This is a genomic window from Microbulbifer aggregans, assembly GCF_020524005.1.
Lineage (GTDB): Bacteria > Pseudomonadota > Gammaproteobacteria > Pseudomonadales > Cellvibrionaceae > Microbulbifer > Microbulbifer aggregans_A.
In genome coordinates this window covers 426,214-452,770 of record NZ_JAIVKK010000001.1, presented here as the reverse complement: position 1 = coordinate 452,770, position 26,557 = coordinate 426,214, and the positions used below count along the sequence as shown (strand labels likewise).

The following is a 26,557-nucleotide window of genomic DNA, read 5'->3' as shown; positions in this document are numbered from 1 at the left end:
AAAAAATTGCTGTATTTGGGAATAGACCTGGGAACCACCTTCACCGTTGCGGCTTACGTCAATGACCACGGCCAGCCGACGCTGTTTCCCGATTTTCACGACGCCAATGAATTCCGCACACCCAGTGTGGTGCATCTGGGGGAAGAGGGCTGCCTGGTGGGCACGCCGGTAGAGGAAATTCTGGAAGACGAGCCGGGCCTCCCCCACGCGCGTTTTTTCAAGTTGGAGATGGAAGCCAACACACCGGTGTTTACCGACAGCGACAAGCGGGAATGGTATCCGCAGGCACTGTCTGCGCTGCTGCTGAAAAAAATCCTGAAGGATGTGGACGCCTTCGCCCATGAGGACATCGGCGGGGTGCTGATCGCCGTACCTGCCAATTTCAATGACGCCCAGCGCCGCGCCACCAAGCTTGCGGCGCAGATGGCCGGTATCTCCCAGGTAAAGCTGATCGAGGAGCCAGTGGCCGCGGCTACATTTTATGGGGTGCATCAGGTAGGTGGCGAGCAGACGCTGTTTGTTTACGACCTGGGCGGCGGCACCTTTGATGCCACTGTGTTGCAGTCTTCGGAAGATGGGCTTTATGCGCTGGCCACGGAGGGTAGTAACCGGCTTGGGGGTAAACATATCGATGAGCGCATCGTGCGTTTTATTGTCGAGGAGTTTGAACGTCAACACGGCTTCAAGCCCGATGATCCCGCCTCGCAGCAGAGCCTGCGTCGTTTTGCCAATGAGGCGAAGCACACGCTTGCCAAGCCAGGTAAGGGACGAGTGAACAAGACCCTGGTGATCGGTGGCCGTACCCTGGAATTTATCCTGACCAAGGACCGTTTTAATCAGCTGATCGACGATTTTGTGGATGACACCCTCGCGGTGTGCGAACGAGCGCTGCAGGCATCCGGTATGGACTGGAGTTTTATCGACACGGTGCTGCTTACCGGTGGTTCCTCCCTGTTGCCGCTGGTGCTGGACAAAGTAGCCCGCGCCAGTGGTAAGGCGCGGGATCAACTTGTATGCAAACAGCCGCATCAGGCCGTGGCCTACGGCGCGGCCATTCTGGCCCAGCAGGCGTTTGGCCAGTCCGGCGGCAAGGCATTGCAGTCCATCTGCTCCTACGACCTGGGTATCCGTACCCTGGGGCGTGACGGTCAGCCAACAGTTAAAGCGCTGATTGACCAGAACTCTGCGGTGCCTGCCAGCGCGAGTACCACCTTCTATACCACCCGTGATGACCAGACCCGTATGATTATCGAGGCGGTGCAAAAGCGCGGTGAGGGCGATGGCGGGGAAGAAAAGAGTCTGGGTTACTTTGCCTTCGGCCCTATTGAGCGTCCACGCAGGAAGTACCCGGTAGAAATTAAAATGCATTACGACCTGGAAGGCATTGTCACCATTACCGCCCGCGACCCGGAAACCGGCCGGGAAATTCGTCAGGTGATGGACGAAGAAACCGAAGCTCTGGATCGCGCCCTGTTCGAGCAGCAGGGCTGGTTGCAGAAAATGGATGTCAATACGTGAGCTGCGGGAACCAGGAAAGATGCAGGTGCAAGTAAAAAGCGTCGCCATATCTGAAGTGGGCCATGTACGTGACCACAATGAAGATACCGTTTTTGCTGACGATGAGCTGGGCTTATGGCTCGTGGCCGACGGTATGGGAGGGCATGCCGCCGGTGAAGTAGCGAGCCAGCTTGCGGTGGATTCGGTAGCTGCGGATGTTGCGGCGGGGGACGGCTTGCAGCAAGCAGTGCAGCGCGCGCACCTGGCGATCAAGGCTGCGGCAAAGGCAAATCCCGAGCAAGCGGGTATGGGTACCACGCTGGTGGCTGTACAAAAGGAAAAACGTGGCTTCCGACTGGTGTGGAGCGGCGATAGCAGGGTTTACGCCTGGAGCGCAAAGGGCCAGCTACAACAACTCACCCGCGACCACTCCTTCGTGGAAGAGCTGGTAATGCGCGGGGTATTGAGTGCGGAAGAGGCCCAGGAGCACCCAAAGAAAAACCTGATCAGCCAGGCTCTCGGGCTTAAAGAGATTACCCACCTTCGCCCGGGTGAAACCCACTACAAACCAAGTGGGGCCGGTGGCCTGATGCTCTGTTCAGACGGGGTAAGCGACATGCTCACATTTGATGAGCTGAGCGCAATACTGCTTGCACGCGATAACTTGGATGATACGGCGCGTTCACTAACACGTGCAATTCAGAAAACGAGTGCCAAGGATAACTTCAGTTTTGTATTGCTGGAGCATTCAGCCCAAGGGTTGAAAGGCCTCTTGCGGCGTTGGCGCCGATAGTAAATATCAGAACCTTTTACAAAATAGAAAAAACAACGGTAACAAGTCATGAAACGCGAAGAAGCATTGCGCCTGTTGGGGCTGGGGGATAGTGCCGGTAAGGCTGAAATAGAGCAGGCTGTGGCGGCAAAGCGTCTGCAGTTACAACAGGCGCAGGCCAAGGCGCCCACCGATGTACTCAAGGCCAAGTACGGCAAGATGCTGGCACAACTGGATAGTGTGCAGAGCGCATTGCTCAACCCGGCACAGCCTGGCAATTCAGCAAATCCGCTGAGCCAGACCAAAATGGCCGACCTGCCGCAATCCGCTACCCAGTTCGGAGAGGGCACCCAGGTTCAGATTGATTTGCAGCCGGGTACTATTTTGGCTGGGCGCTATGAAATCAAGGAGCAGATTGGCCTCGGTGGTATGGGTGCTGTGTTCCGTGCTCACGATGCCAACCGTGATGAAGACATTGCCATCAAAGTGCTGCTACCCGCACTGATCCGCAACGAGCGCGCCCGTGAGCGCTTTCTCGACGAGGCGCGCCTGTCCAGCAAGCTCAGCCACCCCAATATCGTCAATGTGTTTGACGTACAGCAGGGCGGTGACTTCTTCTTTATCACCATGGAGCTGCTGGAAGGCCAGACCCTGCGTGACATGATGGAAAACCGCCAGCTTGCCCGGCAGCAGTTCTCCGAAGCTGAGGCAGTAGAAATACTGGCCCAGGTCTGCGCGGCCCTGGCCTACGCCCACCAGTACACTGTGCACCGGGATATCAAGCCGGAAAATATTTTCTTCACCGAAGACGGCAACTACAAGCTGATGGACTTCGGCATTGCGCGTCTGATGTCCACCAGCCAGCGTACCCAGACGGGCGCCGCTATGGGTACCGCCTACTACATGGCCCCTGAACAGCTGAAGGGCACCAAAAATGTGGACGGCAGGGCCGATCAATACGCCCTCGCCGTAATGGCCTATGAGCTACTCAGCGGAGAAGTACCCGCGGGTATGATCAAGCCCCTGAAAACCCACCGTAAAGACATCAGCGGTCGTCTCAACAAGGCGGTCACCCGTGCGCTGGACACTGACCCGCAACAACGCTTTGCAGATATTGCCGCTTTCGCCGCGGCCTTGACAGGCGGAGGCAAAGGTATTGCCATGCCCGCGTTGCCCTGGAAAGGCGTCGGTATTGCTGCGGCGGCCCTGGTGGCCATTGTGGGCGTCGGCAGCCTGGCCACCAGCGCCAATTTTGGTGAACTCTGGCAAAGCATCAAGCCGGTATCCCAGGAAGAGCTCGCCCGGCAAAAGGCCGAAGCCACGCGCCTGCTGGGCATGATCGAAAGTATCCAGAAGCGCCTGGCAGATTATCAACGTAATTTCGAGCGCGAGACCCGCGACTACGAGAGCGATATTGAGCGGCTGGAATCCTCCTTGCGCAATGCGCGCACTAGTGCAGACAAAAAACACTTTCAAAGCGCGCTGGAAGAAAAACGCCAGCAGCAGCAACACCATGAACGACGTATGGGACTGCTGAACGGCGTGGTATTTGGTGGCGACGACGTGGAAGTCGCCGGTGAAATTGCCATGGCCAAGGCACAGATTTCGGATAGTGATTTTACGGCGGCGACTGGAGTGCTGGAAAAAACCAGTGCCCAGCTCCAGCGTCGTATGAATAATTTGGAATCTGTGGATGGGCTGATGTCGGCGCTGGACGACAGTGCAGAAGTCGAGGCAAAGTGGAAAGCATTGACCGACGATAACGTTTGTGATGCCACTATCATTGTCAACGAAAAACGACGGGTGGCCGGGGACGCATTTTCATGTCAGCTTACTCGTGAGGTAGTGATCTACATCAATGAGTTGAAAGATCGCATTGACAGTGTTCGGCAGCAAGGTCAGTGGAAAGAAGCCCTGGAACTGATCGAGTTCCGCAATCGATCTGCGCTGAACCTGGTAAGTCGAGGAAGAGCGAACTGGCGTTATGTGAGTGAGACGGATGAGGAATTGTATAAAGCATACTCTTTGAACCTCGATTTCAGTTTTGACGACGAGGAGGCTGAAAGTAAGCAGGTGCGGTTTGCCTTGTTTAAGCGTATGGCAGATGAGGGTAACCATCTTGTCGGTTTCTTCCTGTACCAACAGCTAGTTGATCGAAATGAATCTGTGGATGGATTGACGGAAGCATTGGTGCTTGACTATCTGGACAGAGCCGTTGAAGGTGAATATGAACCAGCCTATATAGTGGCATATGCTCGCAAGAGCGACGCTTTAGTTGATGCCTATCGCCGCGGTGACCGCGAGGCAGCTGGAAAAATTACGACATTGAACAAGCGCTTCAAGCCTTTGCTGGAAAGTGCGGTGGAACGCGGCTCGCAAGATGCTGTCTTCTCACTGATTGCACTGTATGAAGGTGAATATGATCTGGAGTTTGTGCCCGATCCCGCGATGCCGGCACCGGACCTACAGGCGGCGAAACTTCTTGTTGCGCAATTAGAAGGAAAAGCCCGGGAAGACGAGGACTACGAAGCACTGGCGAAGGAAGCATATCTTAGTCAATTGACCATTGAGTATGTACTGGCGGGCCAGAATCGTGACCCGGAGCGAGTGCGCCTGCTTGAGGCGGTGGAAGAGATACTTGCCGGTGACGATGCCTCCATGCTTTTTGGTTCCCCGATCAATAACTTTGCTGCGCAGGCACTGTTGGCGAAGGGGGATAAAGAGGCGGCAGCTTTCCATTTGGCAGTGGCCGTTTCGCAGCGATTCACAAAATTTACCAGTGCGCGCGAGGTAGAGGACGCCCTGCCAGAGCAATGGGGAAAATTGCAGGAGCTGGTTGCCAATGATAATAAACTGGCAGTGAAAGTGGCTGATATGTGGCTTGATATATACGAATTGACCGTTGACCGCGAAGGCCAGGAAAGTCAGCGCGATATTCAAAGAAAGATATTTGAGAATCTTGAATTGGCGCTTGTTGCAGGTAGTGGTGAGTCTGCCGTGGCACTTGCCAAATTGTACGGCAAAGATACTTACCCTTGGGACCAGTACTACGGCGGCGATCTGGTCAAGCCGGACGCAGCGAAAGCTCTGCGCTATCTGGAGGTGGCAGCTGAAAAAGGTGCGGATTTTGACGTCTATAAGAAGCTTGGTGATATATATAAAGAGGGTGACAGCGTAAAAGTTGATATCAACACGTCCGTTAAGTACTGGGAGATGGCATTCGAGGTCGCAGAGTCTGACGCTGCCAAATTCTCTCTGGCAAGACAATTGGGTTATTTTTTCATAAACGACAAACAGCTCCAAAATGGCAGCCAGGCCTATAGCTGGTACCGCCGTGCTTACGATCTCAAACCCGAGGATTCGAACGTACTCAACCAGATGGGGTACCTGTATTTCAACGGCCTGGGCGTGAAAAAAAATCGCAGTAAGGCACATGACTACTTCTTGAAGGCGGCCCGCGCTGGCAGCAAATCATCTATGGGCTGGGTTGCCAGTAATTATGAGAATGGGCGAGGTGTCGCGCAGGATCTGGACAAGGCACTGTTTTGGCACAAGAAACTTGCCGACGAGCACAAGGATGCAGCAGCGGCGAATAGTGCCGGCAAGATATATCTTAGTAAACTTGAAAACCGACAGTGCGATAATGCATATGCGATGTACAAAAAAGCTTACAACCTTGACAGTAAAAATCGTCTCACCAATAACCAGCTTGGTTACCTGTACTACGAGGGGTGCGGGGTGGCGAAAAACCGGGCCAAGGCCCTGAAGTTTTTCCGTGCTGGCGCCGATTTGGGGAATGCCACTTCCATGACCTGGGTGGGATCTGCCTACCTGAACGGCTGGGGGGATGTCGAGAAGTCCCAAAGTAAAGCCGTGCCGTGGTTCCAGAAAGCCGCACGGGAAGGGAATGACTGGGCGAAAAAAGAACTGGCTAGGCTCGACAAGAGTTGGTGAATAGGTATTTTAATTAACACCACAACTTCAGACTGGGCCTCCTCAATGGCAGGTACAGGGGGGGAACCGTTGATTTAGTTGGTCCAGTATTGGGCCGATTGTTATGTGATATCCGGGCCTGGTCACTCTTTTCAGTAAACCGCCAGGCCCGGTAATCGCTCAGCCTGCTCAAAGGTCAGCCCCCCGTGGCTACGTTTAAGTCTTGTGTGGCGCCAGTAATGCGCAGAGAATCTTGACGCTGCTTGTGATATTGGCCCGGAGGTTACGTAATGCGTGTGCTGGTCGTTGAAGATAATGTCGATATCCTCACTAATGTGCTTGATTACCTGGAGCTGCATGGTTACTCGGTCGATTGTGCGCAGGATGGTATTACCGGACTGCACCTCGCGGCTACGCAGCACTACGACCTGATCGTGCTCGATATCATGCTCCCCGGCCTCGATGGCTACCAACTGTGCCAGCGCTTAAGGGAAGACGCGCGACGAGACACCCCAATTCTGATGCTCACGGCCCGCGACGCCCTCGATGATCGTTTACGCGGTCTTCGCGCGGGTGCTGATGATTATCTGGTGAAGCCATTTTCCCTGGCGGAACTGGTTGCCCGGATCGAGGCCATTACACGTCGTAGCCGCGGAGTTTCCGTTGCCGAGCTTCAGGTTGCCGATCTGGTGTTGAACCCAGCGACTTACCAGGTGACGAGAGCGGGGCAGACATTAAAGCTCAATCCTATGGGCACCAGGCTGCTCGCGCTTCTGATGAAGAAAAGCCCGGCCGTCGTCAAGCGCGAAGTACTCGAGATGGAGATGTGGGGCGAAGATCTGCCGGATCGCGACAGTTTGCGCAGCCATATCCATCAATTGCGCCTGGTGGTGGACAAACCCTTTGCGCAACCTCTGATTCATACCGTCCACGGCGTCGGGTATCGGCTCGCGGAGCTTGCGGAATGACACTCAGGCAACCCCTCAAGCAGCGAATAGTCGCGGCCTTTGTACTGATGACGACCTTGGTAGGTGGGGCGTTTGCTATCGGTATCGTTCAAATTGTCCACCAGGTAGAAGAGCACCTGGTCTCTGAAGATATGCATGCAGAGCTTCAGCTGGCCATGGATGCGCTGGGTACCGGCAGAGAGCTCACCCTCGATAAAGGCGTTCGGCTCTTTACCAACGCCGACCCACAACTCGCGCCCCCGGCGGAATTTGCGCAAATGAAAGCCGGTTTCTCGGAAACTTTTCAGGGCGATATGTCCTACTACGTGCTGAAACGCGAACGTGATGGCTTTGATTATCTTCTGGTGCAGGACCAGAGTGATTTTGAGCAGCGGGAACAGTTGCTCTTCAGGGTGGTACTGACCTGTTTTCTTGGTAGCGTATTGATTGCCTGGGCACTTGGATCACTGCTTGCCAACCGGGTGATGCAGCCGGTGACGTCACTTGCGGCGAAAGTGCGCACCGGTACCACCAGCGTGTGTAAGGAACCCCTGGCCAGTAACTATGCCGATGACGAAGTGGGGCGTCTGGCAGAGGCCTTTGATAGTACGTTTGAGCGGCTGCAGCGGTCTCTTGACCGCGAAAGATTGTTTACCGGTGATGTCAGCCACGAGCTGCGTACACCGCTTATGGTCATCGGTACGTCCTGCGAGTTGCTGGAGCAATCGCCGGGTTTGGATGGGAAGCAGCGCGTCCAGGTTGATCGCATTAGCCGAGCGACCAGGGAAATGATGGAGCTGGTGGAGACGCTCCTGTTGCTGGCCCGCGAGGATGGTGCGGATGAAGGGCAGGGTGGTGGTCTCTCGCTCTCCGATGCGGCCGCGGAACAGAATGAAATATGGGTTGACCAGTTTTCGGCTCGCAATATCGGCTATCGCTGTGTCGTAGAGGCGAAAGATACCGGGCGCTACCACGCCATATTTCTGCGCACTGTGATGTCGAACCTGCTGCGAAATGCCCTCCACTACACGGAAGAGGGGGAGGTTGAGCTGGTCCTGCTCAAAGGGGGATTCCGGGTGAAAGATACCGGTCCCGGTATTGCGCCAGAACAACAAGCTCGCCTGTTCATGCCGTTTCAGCGTGGCGCTTTGGCTCGAGGTGAAGGTTTGGGGCTCGGCCTTTCACTGGTAAAGCGCATCTGTGAGCGGCAGGGCTGGTCTGTGAATATCGAGCGGACCGGGGGTGAAGGCTGTACTTTTCGGGTGGATTTAGCCTAGAGCCCAGTAAATAGCGCGGAAAAACACGCAAGAACACCGGTTTTTACATTTTTTTTACAATTCCCTGACATTCATTTGACCCCTGCGGCCATAGGCTCCTGCTATCGAAAAGCACCGCAGGGGGGCAAGATGATACTGCTGGGTCAACGGCACTCTACAGCCGCAAGCGTGATAGTCGCGGTCACTATGTGGATGGTGTTGCTGTGTAATTTCTCATTTTTCTCCAATGTGCTGGGCGCCTATCCGCTGTCAGCGGAGAATCTAGGTTTTATTTTCTCGTTGGGCGCGCTACTCGCGTGTTTGACTGTGCTTCTGCTCGTGGTTTTTGCGGTAGGGCCGGCCTTCAAGCCGGTATTGATCGCCATACTTCTGGTGACGTCGCTGACTGCATACTTCATGGACTCCTATAACGTCATCATCAGTACGGAAGTTATTGAGAGTATGCTGCAAACGGACACTTCCGAGTCAGCAGGGCTACTCAATTTGAAACTGGTTCTGTACCTTGGTGTGCTGGGTCTTCTGCCGGCGCTATGCGTTTATCGCACTCGCCTCCAGCCACGTTCGACCCGAGCCGAATTTGTCTCCCGGTTGAAACTGTTTGGTGGTGCTCTTGCCGTGGTGATTGCGCTTCTTGGCATGTTCAACAATGCCTACGCTTCATTTTTTCGCGAACACAAGTCAGTTCGCTTTTACACTAACCCGATCACGCCTGTGTACACGGCGGCGACGTTCCTCCACGGCAAATTCGGCGGCGGAAAACCGATGCCTTATCAGCAACTTGGCCTGGATGCCCGGCAGGTAGCTGACACCGGCAAGCGCCGGTTGGTGATACTGGTGGTCGGGGAGACGGCGCGGCAAGATCATTTCTCGCTTAACGGGTATCCACGTGAAACCAATCCATTGTTGGCCTCGCGCCAGGTCACCAGTTTTGATGATGTCTGGTCTTGTGGTACGGCTACGGCGATTTCCGTGCCGTGTATGTTTTCTGTATTGGATCGTGGCCATTACGGCGAACGGCAGGCCAGGAATACCGACAATGTACTGGATATCCTGCAGCGTGCCGGAGTCAATGTAGCCTGGCTGGACAATAACTCGGATTCCAAGGGAGTGGCAGTACGCATACCGTATACCAGCTATCGTTCAGCTGAGCTGAATCGAGTGTGTGACACGGAATGTCGAGATGAAGGCATGTTGGTGGGTGTTGAAAAGTTTGTCGGTGAGCAGACCTCAGGGGACATCCTTATTGTACTGCATCAGATGGGCAGTCACGGGCCGGAATACGCCAAGCGCTATCCCGCGGAGTTTGAACATTTTTCGCCATCCTGCCATAGCAATTTGCTGGAAAACTGTACTGCCGAAGAAATCCGTAATGCATACGACAACTCGATTCGTTATACGGATTATTTTCTCAACCGGGTAATTGGCTACCTCGAGAGCCAGTCAAAAGATTTTGCCCCGGTGATGCTTTACCTCAGTGACCATGGCGAGTCCCTTGGGGAAAGCGGGATTTACCTGCATGGCTTTCCCTATGCACTGGCACCAGAAGAGCAAAAACACGTTCCGATGATAATGTGGGTGGGTGCGGGCTATCCAGACGTACAGCAAAAGCTGGCCGACGGGGCGTTTGCACACCAGAAATTCAGCCAGGATAACCTGTTTCACACACTACTTGGGCTGATGAGCGTCCGGACGGCCGTCTATCAACCGGACCTGGACATGTTTGGCAATGGATAAGAAGTTTTGTTTCCGCCAGATGCTACTGGCTACGACGTTTTTGGTATTTGCTCTGGTTTTGTTTGAGACCAGCGGTCTTGACCTGTGGCTGCAGAAGATCATGTACCAGTCAGGTAGCGGGCAATGGACGCTGGACAAGCAAAACGAAGTCCTCAGATATTGGTTTTATGATGAGCCCAAAAAGGTACTCGGTGGAGTATTGATGTTCATGGCATTGGCTCTGGCGCTATCCGGCCAATTTGAGCGGCTAAAGCCCTATCGTCGGGGGCTCGCAATTGTCCTGGTTTCAACGGCGGTTACCGTCCTGCTTGTTGGGTACCTGAAAGCGCTTACCAATGTGCCATGCCCGAAGGATTTGGGATTTTTCGGCGGCGACTATCCCTATATAACGCTGCTCCACAGGGCTGAATCTGTGGGTTCACTGGACCGGGTCCGCTGCTTTCCCGCGGGGCATGCCAGTGGTGGCTTTGCGCTGCTGTCACTGTTCTTTTTATTCCGTCGCAGCCGCAATCAATGGCTTGGTCTCGGTATTGGTATGACTGTGGGGTGGGTGCTGGGGATATACAAGATGCTGATTGGTGATCACTTTTTGAGCCACACTGTGACTACGATGTTGCTTGCGTGGCTGGTTTCGGTGTCGGTTGCCTGTTGCGTGTATTGCCTTGCTCCTGAAAGAGGGCACGAGCCTGCTCGGTAGTCCGTTTTTGAAAAATTCCCTGAGTTTCATTTCACATATGGTTGCCCTGGTTTTTTCTATGGGCAGCGTGAATTGTGATTGAGCCGACAAAACGAACTCGCCTTTACACGACCGCACTTGCATGATTCGATAATAAGCTTAGATTGTTCGGAATCTGTGCTTTTGGAAATCTGACAAGGAGCTACGTCATGTCTTCCACTCTCTCCGTGAACGGTGTTGACCATCAGGTTGATGCGACCCCAGATACTCCCTTGCTCTGGGTCCTGCGGGACTTCCTCAATATGACCGGCACGAAGTTCGGATGTGGCATGGCGCTGTGCGGGGCCTGTACGGTACATCTTGATGGACAGCCTGTGCGTTCTTGTTCGACACCACTACAGGCCGCCATTGGTAAAAAAATAACCACGATCGAAGGGGCCCAGTCCGCCGTGGCCAAGGTGGTGCAGCAGGCCTGGGATGAAATCCAGGTGCCCCAATGCGGGTACTGCCAGTCAGGACAGATCATGTCCGCTGTCGCCTTGTTGGAGCGGAATGCCTCGCCGTCGGACGCCGATATTGATTCGGCCATGTCGGGCAATATCTGCCGCTGCAATACTTACCAGCGCGTGCGAAAAGCGATTAAAAATGCAGCAGAGCAATTGGGCTGAAGCGTAAAAAGGGAGATTTTATGCGCCGTTTTAGCGATACCAGCGAAACCGAATTGAGTAGCAGCCGCCGCAGTTTCCTGAAAATTGTGGGTGGCGTTGGGGCCGGCTTGACCCTGGGTATTAATGTACCCGTAGTGGCATCCCAGATGGGCGGCCGCGCAGGGCCTTCCGTTGCTGGCGAAAACTTCGCGCCAAACGCGTTTGTCCGCATTGGATTGGATAATCGCGTTACCGTAGTTATCAAGCATCTGGAAATGGGCCAGGGGACGTTCACCGGCCTCGCAACATTGGTTGCCGAAGAGCTTGATGCCGATTGGAAACAGATCGATTCTGAAGGCGCGCCGGCTGATGCGAAGCGCTATAACAATCTCCACTGGGGGCCCATGCAGGGGACTGGCGGCAGCTCGGCCATTGCCAACTCCTACCAACAGATGCGCACGGCCGGTGCGACGGCCCGGGTCATGCTTGTTGCCGCAGCGGCTCAGCAGTGGAGTGTTCCCGCTTCAGAGATTCAGGTAAAGCAGGGGATAGTGAGCCATCAGGGCTCGGGTAAGAACGCCACATTTGGCGAGTTGGCGGAACTGGCGGCGACCCTTCCGGTGCCCGATGCGGAAAGTATTCAACTGAAGGATCCTTCGGAGTTCACCTATATTGGCAAATCATTGCCAAGAAAGGATACGGGCAAGACGGACGGAAGCGCGACGTTTACCCAGGACGTGCAGCTTGAAGGGATGTTGACCGCTGTTGTGGCACACCCGCCGCGCTTCGGTGCGAAAGTGAAAAGCTTCGACGCAAAAAAAGCACTCGAATCAAACCGGGTTGTGGATGTGATTGAAATTCCATCGGGCATCGCGGTACTGGCGAAGGACTACTGGAGTGCCAAGGTCGCCAGGGACAAGCTCACGATTGACTGGGATGAAGGTCAGGCGATGACCAGAAACTCGGCGCAGATGATGGCTGAATATCGGGAGCAGTCGAAGAAAAAAGGCAGTCTCGCGCGTGACGATGGCAATACGCAAAAGGCATTGCAGGGGGCGGAAACCGTCATTGAGGCCTTTTACGAGTTCCCATATCTGGCCCACGCGGCGATGGAACCAATGAACTGTGTCGCCTTGGTAAACAGGGATGGTTGTGAGATCTGGAATGGCGAACAGTTCCAATCGGTTGACCAGAACAATATCGCCACGCTGCTTGGTATCCCCGCGGACAAAGTCAAACTGAACATGATGTTTGCCGGCGGCAGCTTTGGTCGTCGGGCGAACTCGGACTCCGATTACCTGATCGAGGCCGTGCAGATTGCGAGGGCAAAACCCGGTACGCCGGTCAAGTTGGTGTGGTCCAGGGAGGATGATATGCAGGCGGGCTATTACCGGCCGGCCTATGTTCATCGCGTACGCGGCGGACTGGATGCGAAGGGCAATATTGTGGGCTGGGAACAGCACATCGTGGGGCAATCCATCCTTGCGGGAACCGTATTTGCGGGCGGCATCAAAGATGGCGTCGATGGAAGCTCAGTCGAAGGCGCCAGCACGCTGCCTTACAAGATTCCGAACATCCGGGTCGAAACCACATCAGTCGAAGAGCAGGTGCCAGTGTTGTGGTGGCGATCCGTTGGCCATACGCATACCGCGTTTTCTACAGAAACCTTTATTGATGAATTGGCAGCTAAGGCCGGACAGGATCCGGTAGCGCTAAGAATGAAACTCCTCTCTGACCATCCGCGCTGGCAGGGGGTGCTGCAACTTGCCGCCGACAAGGCTGGTTGGGGCAAGCCGCTACCAAAAGGCTGGGGGCGCGGGGTGGCCGTGCACGAATCGTTCAACTCGTACGTGGCGCAAGTGGCTGAAGTGTCCGTCGCGGCGGATGGCGGTTTCAAAGTCGAGCGGGTGGTATGCGCTGTCGATTGTGGTGTGGCGATCAATCCAGACGTTATTCGGGCGCAAATGGAAGGTGGGATCGGCTTTGGCCTGTCGCCAGCCTTAATGAGTGCGATCACTTTCGATAATGGCAAGGTGGTAGAGTCGAACTTCCACAATTACCAGGTGCTGCGCATTAACCAGATGCCGAAGGTTGAAGTGCATATCGTGCCGTCGGCCGAACCCCCGACCGGCGTTGGAGAACCTGGTGTTCCCCCGATCGCACCCGCAGTCGCCAATGCGCTGTCTGCGGTAACCGGGAAGCGTTATCACGAGCTGCCGATCAAGGCTTAATTGTTTATGGCGGCGTATTGGCGTCGCCCGAAGTGCCGGGGTTCTGATGTCCAGCCATTTGATCGCGCTACTCAAGGAGTGGCACCCACTCAGACATGACACGCAGTGGGTATTGGGCACGGTTTATCGTACTGAAGGACCGGCCTATCGGAAGGCGGGGGCGATGATGCTGTTCAGCGCCGAAGGCCACCAGCTGGGTATGTTGAGTGGTGGCTGCCTGGAGTCCGATATTCACCACTATGCCCGCCGTGTCATGCACTCTCAGCGGGCAATCACGCTGACTTATGATGGCAGCGACGAAGATGACCTTTCATTTCAGCTCGGTATTGGCTGTGGTGGCAGCGTGCATATACTCCTGCAGCCACTCAACCAGGCCAACGAATATTTGCAGCTTGAGCGAATCTACAACGCGCTGCGCGAATTCCGTACTGGCTATTACTATCAGCGGATCCCAACGCAAGCCGGTGAAGTCGAAGTACGCTTCATGGATGCTGACCCAGTTCCCATGGACGGATTTCAGATCATCGCAAGACTCGAAGAAGAGGGTGGTGAGCAATGGTTGTGCACACCTGTAAAACCGCCGCCCCACCTCCTGATTGTTGGTGGTGGGATTGACGCACGGCCTGTTTGTGCCATCGGTCACGCAATGGGGTGGCGTATCAGTGTCTGGGATCCGCGGCCGGCCAACGGCCGGGCAGAATACTTTCCATCCGCGGATGCACTGTTAAGTGGTCCAGTCGCTGAATTACCGGGCTACATTCGCGCACAGAGCGTTAATGCGGCTGTACTGATGTCGCACAGTATTGAGCTGGATGCCCGGGCGCTCGCGGCCCTCCACCGGGAACCACTCGGATACCTGGCTTTGCTGGGGCCTCGCACGCGCCGGGATCGTATTATTCAGGCGGCAAATATCGATTCTGGTGCGGGTTCATTGCCTGTCTACGGTCCCGCCGGGTTAGCTATCGGTGCGGATTCGCCAGAATCTATCGCACTCTCAATTCTCGCCGAATGCCAGGCTGCCCTGTACCAGGGCTCCGGACGATCAATCAGTGGTCAGCTGCCCGATGAGTAGCCTCAGGGTTGCGGCGTTGATTATGGCTGCGGGAGCCTCATCCAGATTCGATGGCTGCAAGCTGTTGAGCGACGTCCACGGAGTCCCGATGGTGCAATCCGTGATCAATCAGGTACATGGATTGGTGGCGGATACCTTTGTCGTTACGGGAGCCTGGCAGCAAGCGCTGGAATCGGCGGCGCAGCGAGGCGCGCTGAGTGGTGCAACAACGATTTACTGTGCATCCTGGCAGAAAGGCCTCGGCCACTCGATCGCAACCGGCGTTGCAAAGCTTGAACCACGGTATGACGGAATTCTCGTACTGCTTGGGGATCAGGTCGCCGTTACATCTGCAGACATTCGGAGGCTCCTGGCGTGCCTGGATGGGCATGATGCGGCCTGCGCTGTGTACCGGGGCAGACGCGGTGCGCCGGCTGTATTTGGCAAAAACTGTTTTGGGCTACTCAAGGAGCTCACTGGGGATCGGGGTGCGAAAACCATGCTGTATAACCCGGCCTTGGCCGTCGCTAAATGCGATATGCCGCACGCAGCGATTGATATTGATTCGCGGCCCGAGCTGCTTCGCTGGTTGAATTGCTCGGATATTGCACCGCTATTGTGATTGATAGGGCAGTTACCTGCCCAATTAGTCGATTATTATGCGCCTTTTCCGATGCAGATCGAACGTTTTTGTCGAATGATAGCCTGTTATTTGTGTCAATAAATCGGCAATCACCAGATATACCAGTGATTGCCGATTTGCGGCCTTTAGAACGTGTATTTCACTTCCACTGCTGCAGACCGGGGCGGGGCGGGATAGCGGCCAGATGGGCTGACATCGATGCCTCGGAAATAATATTCCCGGTCAAGCAGGTTGTTTAAGGACAAACCTGTATACAACGCGTTGCCGTTTTCCTGGTCAAAGGTTTTGCTGACTTGTAGATTCCACACGACAAAGCTCGGCAATTTGCCGGTGGTACCGGAAGCGCTCTCCGTAGCGGTATTCGCGGCGTCGCTGTAGGCGCTGCTGTAATAGAAGCCGGACAGCGTGACGTCGGCAATAGCAAAGCTGTAGTCTGCATCCCACACCAGCTGATGACGGGAGGAGTAAGGAAGTTCCTTGCCTTTATTCGCCCCCTGCATCTGTTCACTGTCCAGGTAGTTGTAGCCCAGGTGGAGTTTTAATTCTGGTAGCGCTGCTGGGGTATAGCGGCCTTCCAGCTCAATACCCTGGTGCCGGGTTTCCCCGATATTGTCGAAGCTCTGCAGGCTGCTGTTGTAGAGCAGCTGATCCTCGAAATCGATTCGGTAGGTCGAGGCACTGATGGACGTACCGGTAGACGCGTGGAAGCGAGCACCGATTTCATAGTTCCATGACAGTTCAGCACCTTCTTCACCGGTGCCGCGGATTACGGCAATTTGCGGCGCGCGCAGTGAGCGTTGCGAGTTGGCATAGACGAAGAGGTTTTCGCTACTTTCATAGCCAACGGTCAGTCCCGGCAAAAGCTCTTTGACGGTGTTGTCGGTGGCGGTGCCCGCATTGGCGTCGGTAAAGCGCATGTCCACCTGCTCATAGCGCAACCCCGGGGTTACCGTCAGGCCAGTTTGTGACAGGCGGAATTCATCACTCAGGTAGAACGCCGCAGCGGAGGTGTCGAGAATCCAGTCTCGGGGCACAGCGAGCAGGTCGCTGGCAAGATCCAGTTGTTCCAGACGGTAGCCAATATTTTCGCGAACGAAGCGCGAGCCAATGGTGACTTTGTGCTCGGAGTTGTCACCCTGGAGCAGCACGCTCGCGCGCGGTTCGGTACCCCATACCAGAAACTTGCGCGGTGAACTGCGCAGGTGCGTCGCCGGCGCATCAGGATCTGCCCAGTGATCGGCGGACGGGGCGGTGCTGAAATCCCACTGGAAGTTCCGGCGGGATTTGTGGGCAAAACTCGTCCAATCGAATTCACCTACAGTCCCGGCAAGATCAAACTGCTGGTTGTAGCGTGCGCTCAGGCGCTTCGTGTCCCCCAGGAATCGGTCATTCGGCCGTTGGGACTGGTCGCGGTTCTGCTGATATGCCGCTGTTGTAAGGGCGCCCGGCATTTCTGTATCCGCATCATAGTGCTGGATGTTCAGGTCCAGCCGCTTGTGCTCAGCGATGTCCCAGCGGGATTTCAACACCCAGTTTTCAACACGGGTATCCGAGTGATCGCGGAATGAATCGCCGGCGATCACGTTGCCTTCCATTTGCAGGGCAAAGCTGTCGGTCAGATTGCCGCCGGTGCGGACATAAGTGTCCGTCAGGGTGTTGCCGCCGGAGAAGGTGGTTACTTTTTCTTCGAGGCTGGTTTCATATTCCTGCGGGACGGGCTTGCTGACGAGGTTGATCACGCCGGCCACATTGTTCGGCCCGTACTGGACAGCCGCGCCGCCACGAACGATATCGATACGTTCGATGCTTTTCAGGGCTGTAGGGAAAAGGGACTGGCCGGTGTGTCCATAGGGCGCCAGCGTCAGAGGCACGCCATCCAGCAGGAACTGGGTGTAGCCACTGCGGCTTGCGTTCATACCGCGCACGGCCACATTGGGAAGTACACCGGTGCCGGTTTCATCTTGTACCTTGACGCCGGGTACCTGCTGAAGCGCGCCATCCAGCGACAGGCTGGCACTTTTGCGCAGTTGTTCGGCGCTGAGCACGCTGCGGTTGCCCGGGTATAAGGTGACTTCCTCCGGAAGCGACTCACCCAACAAGCTTCCGGTAACGGTAACTTCTTCCAGGTTTTCATCCTTGGCGTCGGCCGCAATAACCCAGGATGGGATACAGGTCGCAACAACGGCGGCACTTAAGATGGCGCGTTTGAATGTTTTCTCTGAGTTATGCATTGGCTTCTTGCCTTAAGTCTTGAATCTACTTGAACATTTCCTGAGCAGTTTGCTCGGAAAGTTGAGACGCTCGCTAACGATGGTAAATCTGCTGCGATAGTGGGGGCGGAAAGATAGGGCGTGATCCCACGTACTTGGAGATCCCATTCCACCTCATGCGTGCTTCACGATTGAGTAACCCATATATTGCTCAATTCGCCGCGAAAGATAATGGTTCGCATTTATCTATTCAAGAGGGTGATGGCTACCAGGTCACAATTGGCTCTAACTCCAGGACCTTGTCTCGACTGGCGTGCTTGTTTCGAAATTGTGTGTGATAACCTGCCCGCCGATTAATTTATCCACTACCGTCTACCTTTCGAGATGTTTCAGTATTCGTAACGGCAACAGGTATTAATAAACCCGGGCTTTTTTCTTCGGGCGATAGGGTGAACGGGCGGGGCTCGGTTCCACCGATCTCGCAGCCCGAACTGGACTGCCCGTAGGCCGTGTGCTTGGGGAGAGCGTCGCAAAATGCAAGCTAAGTCAGACATACAAGGGGTTGCGGTCAACGTGATCACCGGTTTTCTCGGCGTTGGCAAGACCACTGCAATTCGCCACTTGCTGGAGAGCAAGCCGCGCGATGAGCGCTGGGCGGTTCTTGTGAACGAGTTCGGTGAAGTAGGGGTTGATGGAGGGCTATTCGGTTCGGAACGGGACGGCGAAATTTTTATCCGGGAAGTGCCCGGTGGATGTATGTGCTGTACGGCGGGCCTGCCGATGCAGGTTGCCCTGAACCAATTATTGGCGCGTGCCCGGCCGCACCGTTTATTGATCGAACCTACCGGGCTAGGTCATCCGCGCGAGGTCCTTGCGACACTGTCTGAAGGTGTGCGAACGGGTGTACTCAAACTGGGTGCGACGCTCACACTTGTCGACGCACGTTGTATTGAAGACGAGCGCTACCTGCGTAGCGACACCTTCCGGGAGCAACTGGAAGTGGCGGACCTGGTGGTGGCGAACAAAAGCGATCTCTACGGGCCCGACGACCTGGAAAACCTGCGCCGCTACCTCACATTTCTAGGCCGTGAGCCAAACTCAGTGCTGCCTACGGTAGAGCAGGGGCGTATCCAGCAGGATTGGTTGAACGCGCCCAGCGGCTTCCAGCTAAACCGTAGCCACGCACCGCATCAGCATCATTCATCCCCCACGCAAGATCAGGAACCTGTTGCTGTGAACGGCTATCGCCGTCTCGAAAATAGCAACGGGACTTACCACAGTTGTGGCTGGGAATTTGGTCCCGCCCGGGTATTCGACTATGAACGACTTTTTTCACTGCTCATTGGGGTAGAGGCGGAACGTGTTAAGGGCGTTTTCATTACTGAGCGCGGGGTTTTCGGGTTCAACAAAGCCGATGCGGTTTTAAGTGTGCTGGAGCTGGATGACACACTCGATAGCCGTGTTGAAGTCATCGATCACGAGCGACATAACTGGGAGGAGCTGGAGCACGCTTTCTTGGCCGTTCTTTGTTCGGGTTGATCTTTAATTGCCCAATTTTCTGGTAAACCCCACACTTGTCAGGTCTCTATATGGACCTGGCAACGGGGGGGATAAACGGGGCGGATAGTTGTGCTGCTGCGATAAAGCGCATGGCGCAGAATTCCCAGTCACCATTGACGTGATATATTGCCCGATTGCATGTGATTAAGCTTGCTTGCAGTCTCACACCCATGGAACCTTGGGCGAGGTTGCTTGTATACCTTCACAAGCTTTTGGCACAAACAGTAGATATAAAACACTTTCGGAGTATGAAATGCGCAAATCTCTGCTAGCGGTAGCCATTGTGGCTATTACTGCCTGTTCCGAGGCGCCCAAGCCAGATTCTGCTAAATCTGAGTTGGCACCTGAAGTAGAAAACGCACAGGTAGCTGGTGATTTGACCGCTCCAGCAGCGCAAAACAATCCCTTGCTCGAACGTAGTTCTCTGCAATACCAGGCGCCGGATTTCAGTCAAATCAATGACGGCCACTTTGAACCCGCCTTTGAACAGGGAATGACCGAGCACCTGAGTGAAATTCAGGCGATCGTAAACAACCCCGAGCCAGCCAGTTTTAACAACACCATTGTGGCGATGGAAAAAGCCGGTTCTCTGCTGACACGAGTATCACGCGTTTTCTTTAATTTGGTTGGTACTGACAGCAACGAAGCGCGCCGGGCATTGCAAAGCAAGCTGGCGCCGAAGCTTGCCGCACACTCCGACAGCATTTACCTGAATGCCGACCTGTTCGCGCGCGTGGAAGCACTCTATAAACAGCGTGTGACAGATGAAATGGATGCGGAATCTACGCGTCTGCTGGAAGAGTACTACGATAATTTCGTCAAGGCGGGCGCCAAGCTCTCCGCAGAGCAGAAAGTTACTCTGCGTGCCCTGAACGAAGAGCACTCCAAGCTCACGACAGAATTCAGCCAGAACCTGCTGAAACTCAGCAAAGCCATTGCCGTCGTTGTTGAAGACAAGAGCGAGCTGGAAGGCCTCTCCGAGAGCGAGATCAAAGCCGCCGCGGAAGCGGCCGCTGATGCCGGTCACGAAGGCAAATACCTGATCAGCATCACCAATACCACTCGCCAACCGGTTCTTACCTCCCTGAAGAACCGCGAGCTGCGCCAGCGTATCTGGGAAGCCTCTGCGCACCGTGGCACTTCCGGCGAGCTGGATAACCGCCCGCTGGTCAAGCGTATGGCACAGATCCGTGCGCAAAAAGCCGATCTGCTGGGTTACGAAAACTGGGCTGAGTACCAGCTGACCAACACCATGGCGGAAAAGTCTGAAAACGTGTTCAGCATGCTGAGCTCCATGGTGCCGGCAGTGGTCAGTAACACCCAGGCAGAGCAGGCCGACATTCAAGCCATGATCAAGGAAGAGGGTGGTGATTTCGAGGTTCAACCCTGGGATTGGGCCTACTACGCAGAAAAAGTACGTCAGGCAAAATATGACCTGAACGAAAGCGAGGTACGTGAGTATTTCGAGTTCGATCGCGTGCTGCACGATGGCCTGTTTTACACCATGAACAAGCTGTTCGGCATTCGCTTTGAACCGCGTCCAGACCTCCCTGTTTACCACCCGGACGTGCAGGCATTCGAACTGTTCGATCACGATGGTAAGAGCCTCGCGATTTTCTATGCGGATTACTTCGCACGTGACGGCAAGCGCGGCGGCGCCTGGATGAGCTCCTTCGTTGGTCAGTCCGGCCTGCTGGAGCAAAAGCCAGTCGTGGTCAATGTGATGAACATTCCGAAAGGCCCGGAAGGGGAGCCGACTCTGGTCAGCTTTGACAATGTCACCACCATGTTCCACGAACTGGGCCACGGTCTCCACGGCATGTTTTCCAACGTCCGCTACCCGAGCCTGGCGGGTACCAGCGTATCCCGTGATTTTGTCGAGTTCCCGTCTACCTTCCAGGAAGACTGGGCGAGCAACCCCGAGGTGCTGGCCAATTACGCTTACCACTACAAAACCGGTGAGCCGATCCCTGCGGAGCTGCTGAAAAAAGTCCTGAAGGCCAAGAACTTCAACATGGGCTTCGACACCCTGGAATATATGTCTGCCGCGCTGCTGGATATGGAATGGCATTCCCTGTCTGCTGATGCTCCGCAACAGGACGTAGAAAAGTTTGAAGCCGAAGCACTGGCTAAACACGGGGTTGATCTGCCTGCGGTACCGCCGCGCTACAAGTCGACCTTTTTCGCCCACTCCATGGGTGGTGGTTACTCCGCCGGGTACTACGCCTATATGTGGAGCGAGATCCTGGCGGCCGATGCGTTTGCCTATATGGGTGAACGCGGTGGGTTGAACCGGAAGAATGGTGACTGGTTCCGCAAGAACATCCTGGAAGTGGGCAACTCCCGCCCGCCCATGGAATCATTCAAGAAATTCCGTGGCCAGGCGCCGACAACCGACGCACTTCTGGTTCGTCGCGGACTCAAGCCAAAAGAAGGCTAAATCAAAAAGCCGGGCATTAGCCCGGCTTTTTTTTGAATGCTTCCTTGCCGTTGGCCCGGTAATTCTTACTGCTCGAAATGGATTACGGAGCGGATGCTTTCTCCTCGATGCATCAAGTCGAAGGCTTCGTTGATGGCTTCAAGACCCATGGTATGGGTAATGAAGTCATTCAATTTGAACTCGCCTGCAAGGTAGCGCTCCACATAGCCTGGCAATTCAGAGCGTCCCTTGACGCCTCCAAAGGCCGTGCCTTTCCAGACGCGACCGGTCACCAGCTGGAACGGGCGTGTAGAGATTTCCTGGCCTGCACCGGCAACGCCGATGATGATCGATTCACCCCAGCCTTTGTGACAGCACTCGAGCGCGGAACGCATGATGTCCACATTGCCGATGCACTCGAAGGAGTAGTCCACGCCGCCATCAGTCAGTTCGACAATCACTTCCTGAATCGGTTTGTCGAAGTCTTTCGGGTTAATGCAGTCGGTTGCACCCAGCTGACGGGCGAGCGCAAATTTGCTTTCGTTGATGTCGATGGCAATGATACGTCCGGCTTTGGCCATGGCGGCGCCGATCACGGCAGACAGGCCGATGCCACCGAGACCGAAGATGGCCACAGTAGCGCCTTCTTCAACCTTCGCCGTATTCATCACAGCGCCCATTCCGGTAGTGACACCACAGCCCAGCAGACAGACCTCTTCCAGTGGTGCGTCCTTATTGACCTTGGCCAGAGAGATTTCCGGCAGCACGGTGTACTCAGAGAATGTAGAGCAGCCCATGTAGTGGTAGATGGGCTGGCCGTCTTTGGAGAATCGGGTGGTTCCGTCCGGCATCAGCCCCTTGCCCTGAGTCTCGCGGATCTTGCCACACAGGTTGGTCTTACCGGATTTACAGAATTTGCACTCGCCACATTCCGGGGTGTAGAGAGGGATCACGTGGTCGCCCACGGCAACGCTGGTGACACCTTCACCCACAGATTCAACGATTCCGCCGCCTTCGTGGCCAAGAATTGCCGGGAAAATGCCCTCGGGATCATCCCCGGACAGGGTGAAGGCATCGGTGTGGCAGACACCGGATGCAACTACCCGAATCCGGACTTCGCCCGCCTGCGGCGGCATAACATCTACTTCTTCAATGGACAGCGGCTGTCCCGCGCCCCAGGCAACGGCGGCCTTGGCTTTGATTATGTCGCTCATATTGCACTCCTCGGTAATTGGGTGGCTTACGGCGGTTGTCGCCGCAGTATTGCGGCAGAGTCTATCTGTTTCCAATTTGTTTATAATTGCCATAAATGTAAATTCATTTTTACTCAGCAGTAATAATCGGTGCGGTTGCCGGTACGGAGGGGATGTGTCGAACTGGGAAGGCGTCAGTGAGTTTGTGGCTGTGGCAGAGGCGGGCAGCTTTACCCGGGCTGCGGAGCGCCTGGGTATATCTACCGCCCAGGTCAGCACGCTGGAAGCGCGGCTGTCCACCAAGTTGCTGTACCGCACCACACGCAAAGTTTCGCTCACCGAAGCGGGTAGCGTTTATTACCAGCATTGTCGTCAGGTACTGGATGGACTCGACGAGGCTGAACGCGCGTTGACCGACCTGAATCAGGTCCCGAAAGGGCGGTTACGACTGACCGCTCCGGTGACGTACGGAGAAACGATGTTGGCTCCGCTGGTCAATGATTTTGTGTTGCGTTACCCCGAGCTACAGGTGGAGATGGAGCTCACGAACCAGAAACTCGACCTGGTCGCAGAGGGCTACGACCTCGCGATTCGCCTTGGCAAACTCACTGATTCCACAATGATGGCGCGAAAGCTGGGTTCACGTACCCTGCATGTCTGTGCATCTCCACAATATCTCGCACTCCACGGTGAGCCACGCAGCCTGTCGGAACTGGCTCGACACAACTGCCTGCTCGGCACCCTGGACTACTGGCGATTTCATCAGCAAGGGCGCCCACGAAATATCCGCGTCAGTGGCAGTATTCGCTGCAATAGCGGACGCGCCCTGGTTGATGCGGCACTGAAAGGTATAGGCATCGTGCAACTACCGGACTATTACGTGGATGAAGATCTGGAAGCAGGGCGGCTGTTTCCTCTACTTGAGCACTACCGGGAGCAGGACGACGGAATCTGGGGAATCTACCCACAAAATCGCCATCTGTCGCCGAAGGTCAGTATGCTACTGGACTTTTTAAGTGGATTTATCAATCCGGTGTAGTGAAGGTGTCATTGCAGCTGGGTAATCTCGCACTCTCAGTGATTACGCATCTATCTTCCTATCTTAATTTCGGTGCGGGTTATTTCATACATCAGATCATCAAACTAACGTGACGTATAGCGCGAAATGGAGCCTCAAGATAAATATGGCACGGCAGTGTTAGATTTAATTTTTTATGAGCACCCATAAAACCGAAATCATGCGCAGCGCTATAAATTTAAAATATAAATAGCTAGTTATTGGTACTTTGGTTTCTGTTTTTTCATTTAGAAAAAACTTTTTCAAAAGTATTTATATCTATGTGATGTGGTTCCAAATCTGCCCGAGAGTTTTTGTGCCGATAACTTTAATATTGGCCGATGGTTTTATCGGCCAATATGATTTTTTGAGCTAAGTAGCGGCGGATACAGCGATATTAGGAATTATTTGGAGTGATGTTAGCTCCGAAAATATCCTCCGATAAAACATCTATATTTTCACTTGAAATCGCAACCATAGATATATATAGCGCATGCTTTAGAGTGGTATGAAATGGATTCTGCTAAAAAATCCGGAACTTTGGACTCCGGTCTTTTCGCGCTAATAATATTGGCACGCTTTTACCAGGTTGCTGTAGATGCTGACCAGCTACGCCACCAGCACGGGAATTCTGATCAAAAATTTGGTGAATCTGAAATTGTTCGCGCGGCGAGACGCCTTCAATTAAAAGCTCGAAGCTTCTCTGCTACGTGGGATAAATTATCAAACTTGTCGCTACCTGCCATTGCATCACTAGCGGATGGCTCCTTTATCGTTTTGGCACGGGTGTCCGAGGATAAAGTCTTAATTCAACGCCCATCCGGAGGAGGCCCCGAAACGCTCCTGAAAGAAGAATTTCTTTCCTTGTGGAGTGGCCGTTTGGTTTTGATTACCAAGCGGGCCCTGTTGCCAGGGGCGAGTGGAAAGTTCGATATCAGCTGGTTTATTCCTGCCATCCTGAAGTACAAGCACCTGCTTCGGGACGTGATCCTTGCCTCTTTCTTTATCCAGCTATTTGCCCTGGTTACCCCCCTGTTTTTTCAGGTCATGATCGATAAGGTCCTGGTGCACAAGGGGCTGACCACGCTTGATGTGCTGGCGTTTGGTCTTATCGTTATTTCTGTATTTGATGTGCTATTAAATGGGCTGCGCAACTACCTGTTCACCCATACCACAAACAGGGTGGACGTCACTCTCGGCGCAAAGCTTTACCATCATCTGACTCAATTACCTATTGCATACTTTATCTCCCGTCAAGTGGGTAATACAGTGGCTCGCGTGCGAGAGCTCGATACTATCCGTAATTTTATTACGAGCTCCGCGCTTACTCTGGTGATCGATCTCTTTTTTACCGTCGTATTCTTCGCTGTAATGTACTTTTACAGCCCAACTCTAACCTGGATTGTTTTGGGCTCGATTCCTTTTTACGTCGCGCTGTCCGTCTACATTACACCGATTCTCCGGCGTAGACTGGATGAAAAATTTAGGCGTGGTGCAGAGAACCAGGCTTTTCTTACCGAGTCCATTGCCGGGATCGAAACAGTAAAAGCAATGGCAGTAGAGCCACAGATGCAGCGCCGCTGGGAGGAAAACTTAGCAGGGTATGTGGCGGCTTCATTTAAGGCCAATAATCTGGGCAATATCGCGGGCCAGATATCACAACTGATCAATAAAGTGGTCACGGTGTTGATCCTGTGGGTGGGGGCAACTCTGGTGATGCGTAACGACCTGAGTATTGGCCAGTTGATTGCGTTCAATATGATCGCCGGCCGGGTGAGCGGGCCAATTCTTAAGTTGGTACAACTCTGGCAGGACTTCCAGCAGGCCGGTATTTCCATAGAACGTTTGGGGGATATTCTCAATACCCCAACAGAACCCGGCCATAACCCGAACCGTACTACCTTGCCGCGGGTTCAAGGGCGAGTGACCTTCGATAATGTGTCCTTCCGTTATGGGCCGGACCAGCCCGACATCTTGCGCCAGCTTTCACTTGAAGTGAAACCCGGGGAGGTAGTGGGCATTGTCGGTCGCTCAGGGTCTGGGAAAAGTACCCTGACGAAACTCATCCAGCGCCTGTACCTGCCGGAATCCGGTCGCGTGCTGGTGGATGGCATAGATCTGGCGCAGATGGAACCTGCCTGGCTGCGCCGGCAGGTGGGTGTGGTGCTACAGGAAAATCGGCTGTTCAACCGCTCCGTCAAAGACAATATCGCCTTGGTTGACCCAAGTCTGCCAATGGAGCGGGTGGTGCAGGCGGCCAAACTCGCCGGCGCTCACGATTTTATTGTTGAACTATCCGAGGGCTACGACACGTTGGTCGGAGAGCAAGGTGCGTCTCTATCTGGCGGTCAGCGGCAACGTATAGCCATTGCCCGGGCCTTGATCACCAACCCGCGGATTCTGATCTTCGACGAGGCCACCAGTGCTCTGGATTATGAGTCCGAACGCATTATCCAGGAGAACATGCGACATATATGTAGGGGGCGCACGGTGTTCATTATTGCACACCGTCTTTCTACCGTGCGCCACGCGGACCGCATATTGGTGGTGGACAAAGGGCGGATTGTCGAGAGCGGCCCCCACGACCAATTGTTGGAACAGGATGGCTACTACGCGAGGTTGCACAGTTATCAGAGTCATACGCCCGTCTTAAAAACAGTATCTGTCACTCGTAATACAGAGAGGCAGCCATCGTGAAGCTCCCAGTGTT

Annotated in this window: 17 protein-coding genes; 15 read left to right on the top strand and 2 right to left on the bottom strand. The window is 54.5% G+C overall.

Going from position 1 to position 26,557, the window contains the following annotated elements; genetic code table 11:
• The first annotated feature begins 6 nt into the window (after positions 1-6).
• The 11 genes from LC093_RS01975 to LC093_RS01925 all read left to right on the top strand — a co-directional run bounded on the left by LC093_RS01975 (position 7) and on the right by LC093_RS01925 (position 15,387).
• Entirely contained in the window at positions 7-1,518 is a 1,512-nt protein-coding gene (locus tag LC093_RS01975) for an Hsp70 family protein (protein ID WP_226661451.1), read from the top strand.
• Between the two features lie 25 nt (positions 1,519-1,543).
• Positions 1,544-2,290: a PP2C family protein-serine/threonine phosphatase gene (locus LC093_RS01970; protein WP_226661449.1), complete on the top strand. Its 747-nt coding sequence runs from the start codon at positions 1,544-1,546 to the stop codon at positions 2,288-2,290.
• A gap of 48 nt (positions 2,291-2,338) precedes the next feature.
• Positions 2,339-6,223, top strand: a complete 3,885-nt coding sequence (locus LC093_RS01965; RefSeq protein ID WP_226661447.1) for a serine/threonine-protein kinase — start codon at positions 2,339-2,341, stop codon at positions 6,221-6,223.
• 269 nt (positions 6,224-6,492) lie between these two features.
• A complete protein-coding gene (locus tag LC093_RS01960) occupies positions 6,493-7,170 on the top strand; it encodes a response regulator transcription factor (RefSeq protein ID WP_226661445.1) in 678 nt (225 codons plus the stop codon).
• Positions 7,167-8,426, top strand: coding sequence for a sensor histidine kinase (locus tag LC093_RS01955; RefSeq protein WP_226661443.1), 1,260 nt, complete (start codon positions 7,167-7,169; stop codon positions 8,424-8,426). The genes LC093_RS01960 and LC093_RS01955 overlap by 4 nt, the downstream gene beginning before the upstream one ends.
• A 129-nt stretch (positions 8,427-8,555) precedes the next feature.
• Positions 8,556-10,160, top strand: coding sequence for a phosphoethanolamine transferase (locus tag LC093_RS01950; protein WP_226661441.1), 1,605 nt, complete (start codon positions 8,556-8,558; stop codon positions 10,158-10,160).
• The gene (locus LC093_RS01945) at positions 10,153-10,857 is read left to right on the top strand and encodes a phosphatase PAP2 family protein (protein ID WP_226661439.1); all 705 of its coding nucleotides are present in this window, start codon (positions 10,153-10,155) and stop codon (positions 10,855-10,857) included. Before LC093_RS01950 ends, LC093_RS01945 begins: the two co-directional genes overlap by 8 nt.
• A gap of 188 nt (positions 10,858-11,045) precedes the next feature.
• Entirely contained in the window at positions 11,046-11,504 is a 459-nt protein-coding gene (locus LC093_RS01940) for a (2Fe-2S)-binding protein (protein WP_226661437.1), read from the top strand.
• A gap of 20 nt (positions 11,505-11,524) precedes the next feature.
• Positions 11,525-13,714 carry a xanthine dehydrogenase family protein molybdopterin-binding subunit gene (locus LC093_RS01935; RefSeq protein ID WP_226661436.1) on the top strand — a complete coding sequence of 730 codons (2,190 nt, stop codon included), beginning with the start codon at positions 11,525-11,527 and terminating at the stop codon, positions 13,712-13,714.
• Positions 13,715-13,760: 46 nt separating this feature from the next.
• Positions 13,761-14,786, top strand: a complete 1,026-nt coding sequence (locus LC093_RS01930; RefSeq protein ID WP_226661434.1) for an XdhC family protein — start codon at positions 13,761-13,763, stop codon at positions 14,784-14,786.
• On the top strand, positions 14,779-15,387 hold the full coding sequence (locus tag LC093_RS01925) for an NTP transferase domain-containing protein (RefSeq protein WP_226661431.1): 609 nt from the start codon (positions 14,779-14,781) through the stop codon (positions 15,385-15,387). The genes LC093_RS01930 and LC093_RS01925 overlap by 8 nt, the downstream gene beginning before the upstream one ends.
• A 146-nt stretch (positions 15,388-15,533) precedes the next feature.
• Here LC093_RS01925 and LC093_RS01920 read toward each other — a convergent pair whose 3' ends face one another.
• A complete protein-coding gene (locus tag LC093_RS01920) occupies positions 15,534-17,639 on the bottom strand; it encodes a TonB-dependent receptor family protein (RefSeq protein WP_226661429.1) in 2,106 nt (701 codons plus the stop codon).
• 513 nt (positions 17,640-18,152) lie between these two features.
• Here LC093_RS01920 and LC093_RS01915 point away from each other — a divergent pair.
• Together LC093_RS01915 and LC093_RS01910 are read left to right on the top strand one after the other, a co-directional pair.
• Positions 18,153-19,157 (top strand): CobW family GTP-binding protein, encoded by a 1,005-nt coding sequence (locus LC093_RS01915; RefSeq protein ID WP_226661428.1) that lies wholly within the window; start codon positions 18,153-18,155, stop codon positions 19,155-19,157.
• Positions 19,158-19,431: 274 nt separating this feature from the next.
• Positions 19,432-21,618, top strand: a complete 2,187-nt coding sequence (locus tag LC093_RS01910; protein WP_226661427.1) for a M3 family metallopeptidase — start codon at positions 19,432-19,434, stop codon at positions 21,616-21,618.
• Positions 21,619-21,683: 65 nt separating this feature from the next.
• Here the strand turns inward: LC093_RS01910 and LC093_RS01905 are convergent, their stop codons facing one another.
• A complete protein-coding gene (locus tag LC093_RS01905; protein ID WP_226662414.1) occupies positions 21,684-22,802 on the bottom strand; it encodes an S-(hydroxymethyl)glutathione dehydrogenase/class III alcohol dehydrogenase in 1,119 nt (372 codons plus the stop codon).
• 163 nt (positions 22,803-22,965) lie between these two features.
• On the opposite strand from LC093_RS01905, the gene LC093_RS01900 reads away from it, so the two are divergent.
• Together LC093_RS01900 and LC093_RS01895 are read left to right on the top strand one after the other, a co-directional pair.
• On the top strand, positions 22,966-23,829 hold the full coding sequence (locus tag LC093_RS01900) for a LysR substrate-binding domain-containing protein (protein ID WP_226661424.1): 864 nt from the start codon (positions 22,966-22,968) through the stop codon (positions 23,827-23,829).
• Between the two features lie 531 nt (positions 23,830-24,360).
• Positions 24,361-26,544, top strand: coding sequence for a type I secretion system permease/ATPase (locus LC093_RS01895; protein ID WP_226661421.1), 2,184 nt, complete (start codon positions 24,361-24,363; stop codon positions 26,542-26,544).
• The last annotated feature ends 13 nt before the right edge of the window (positions 26,545-26,557 follow it).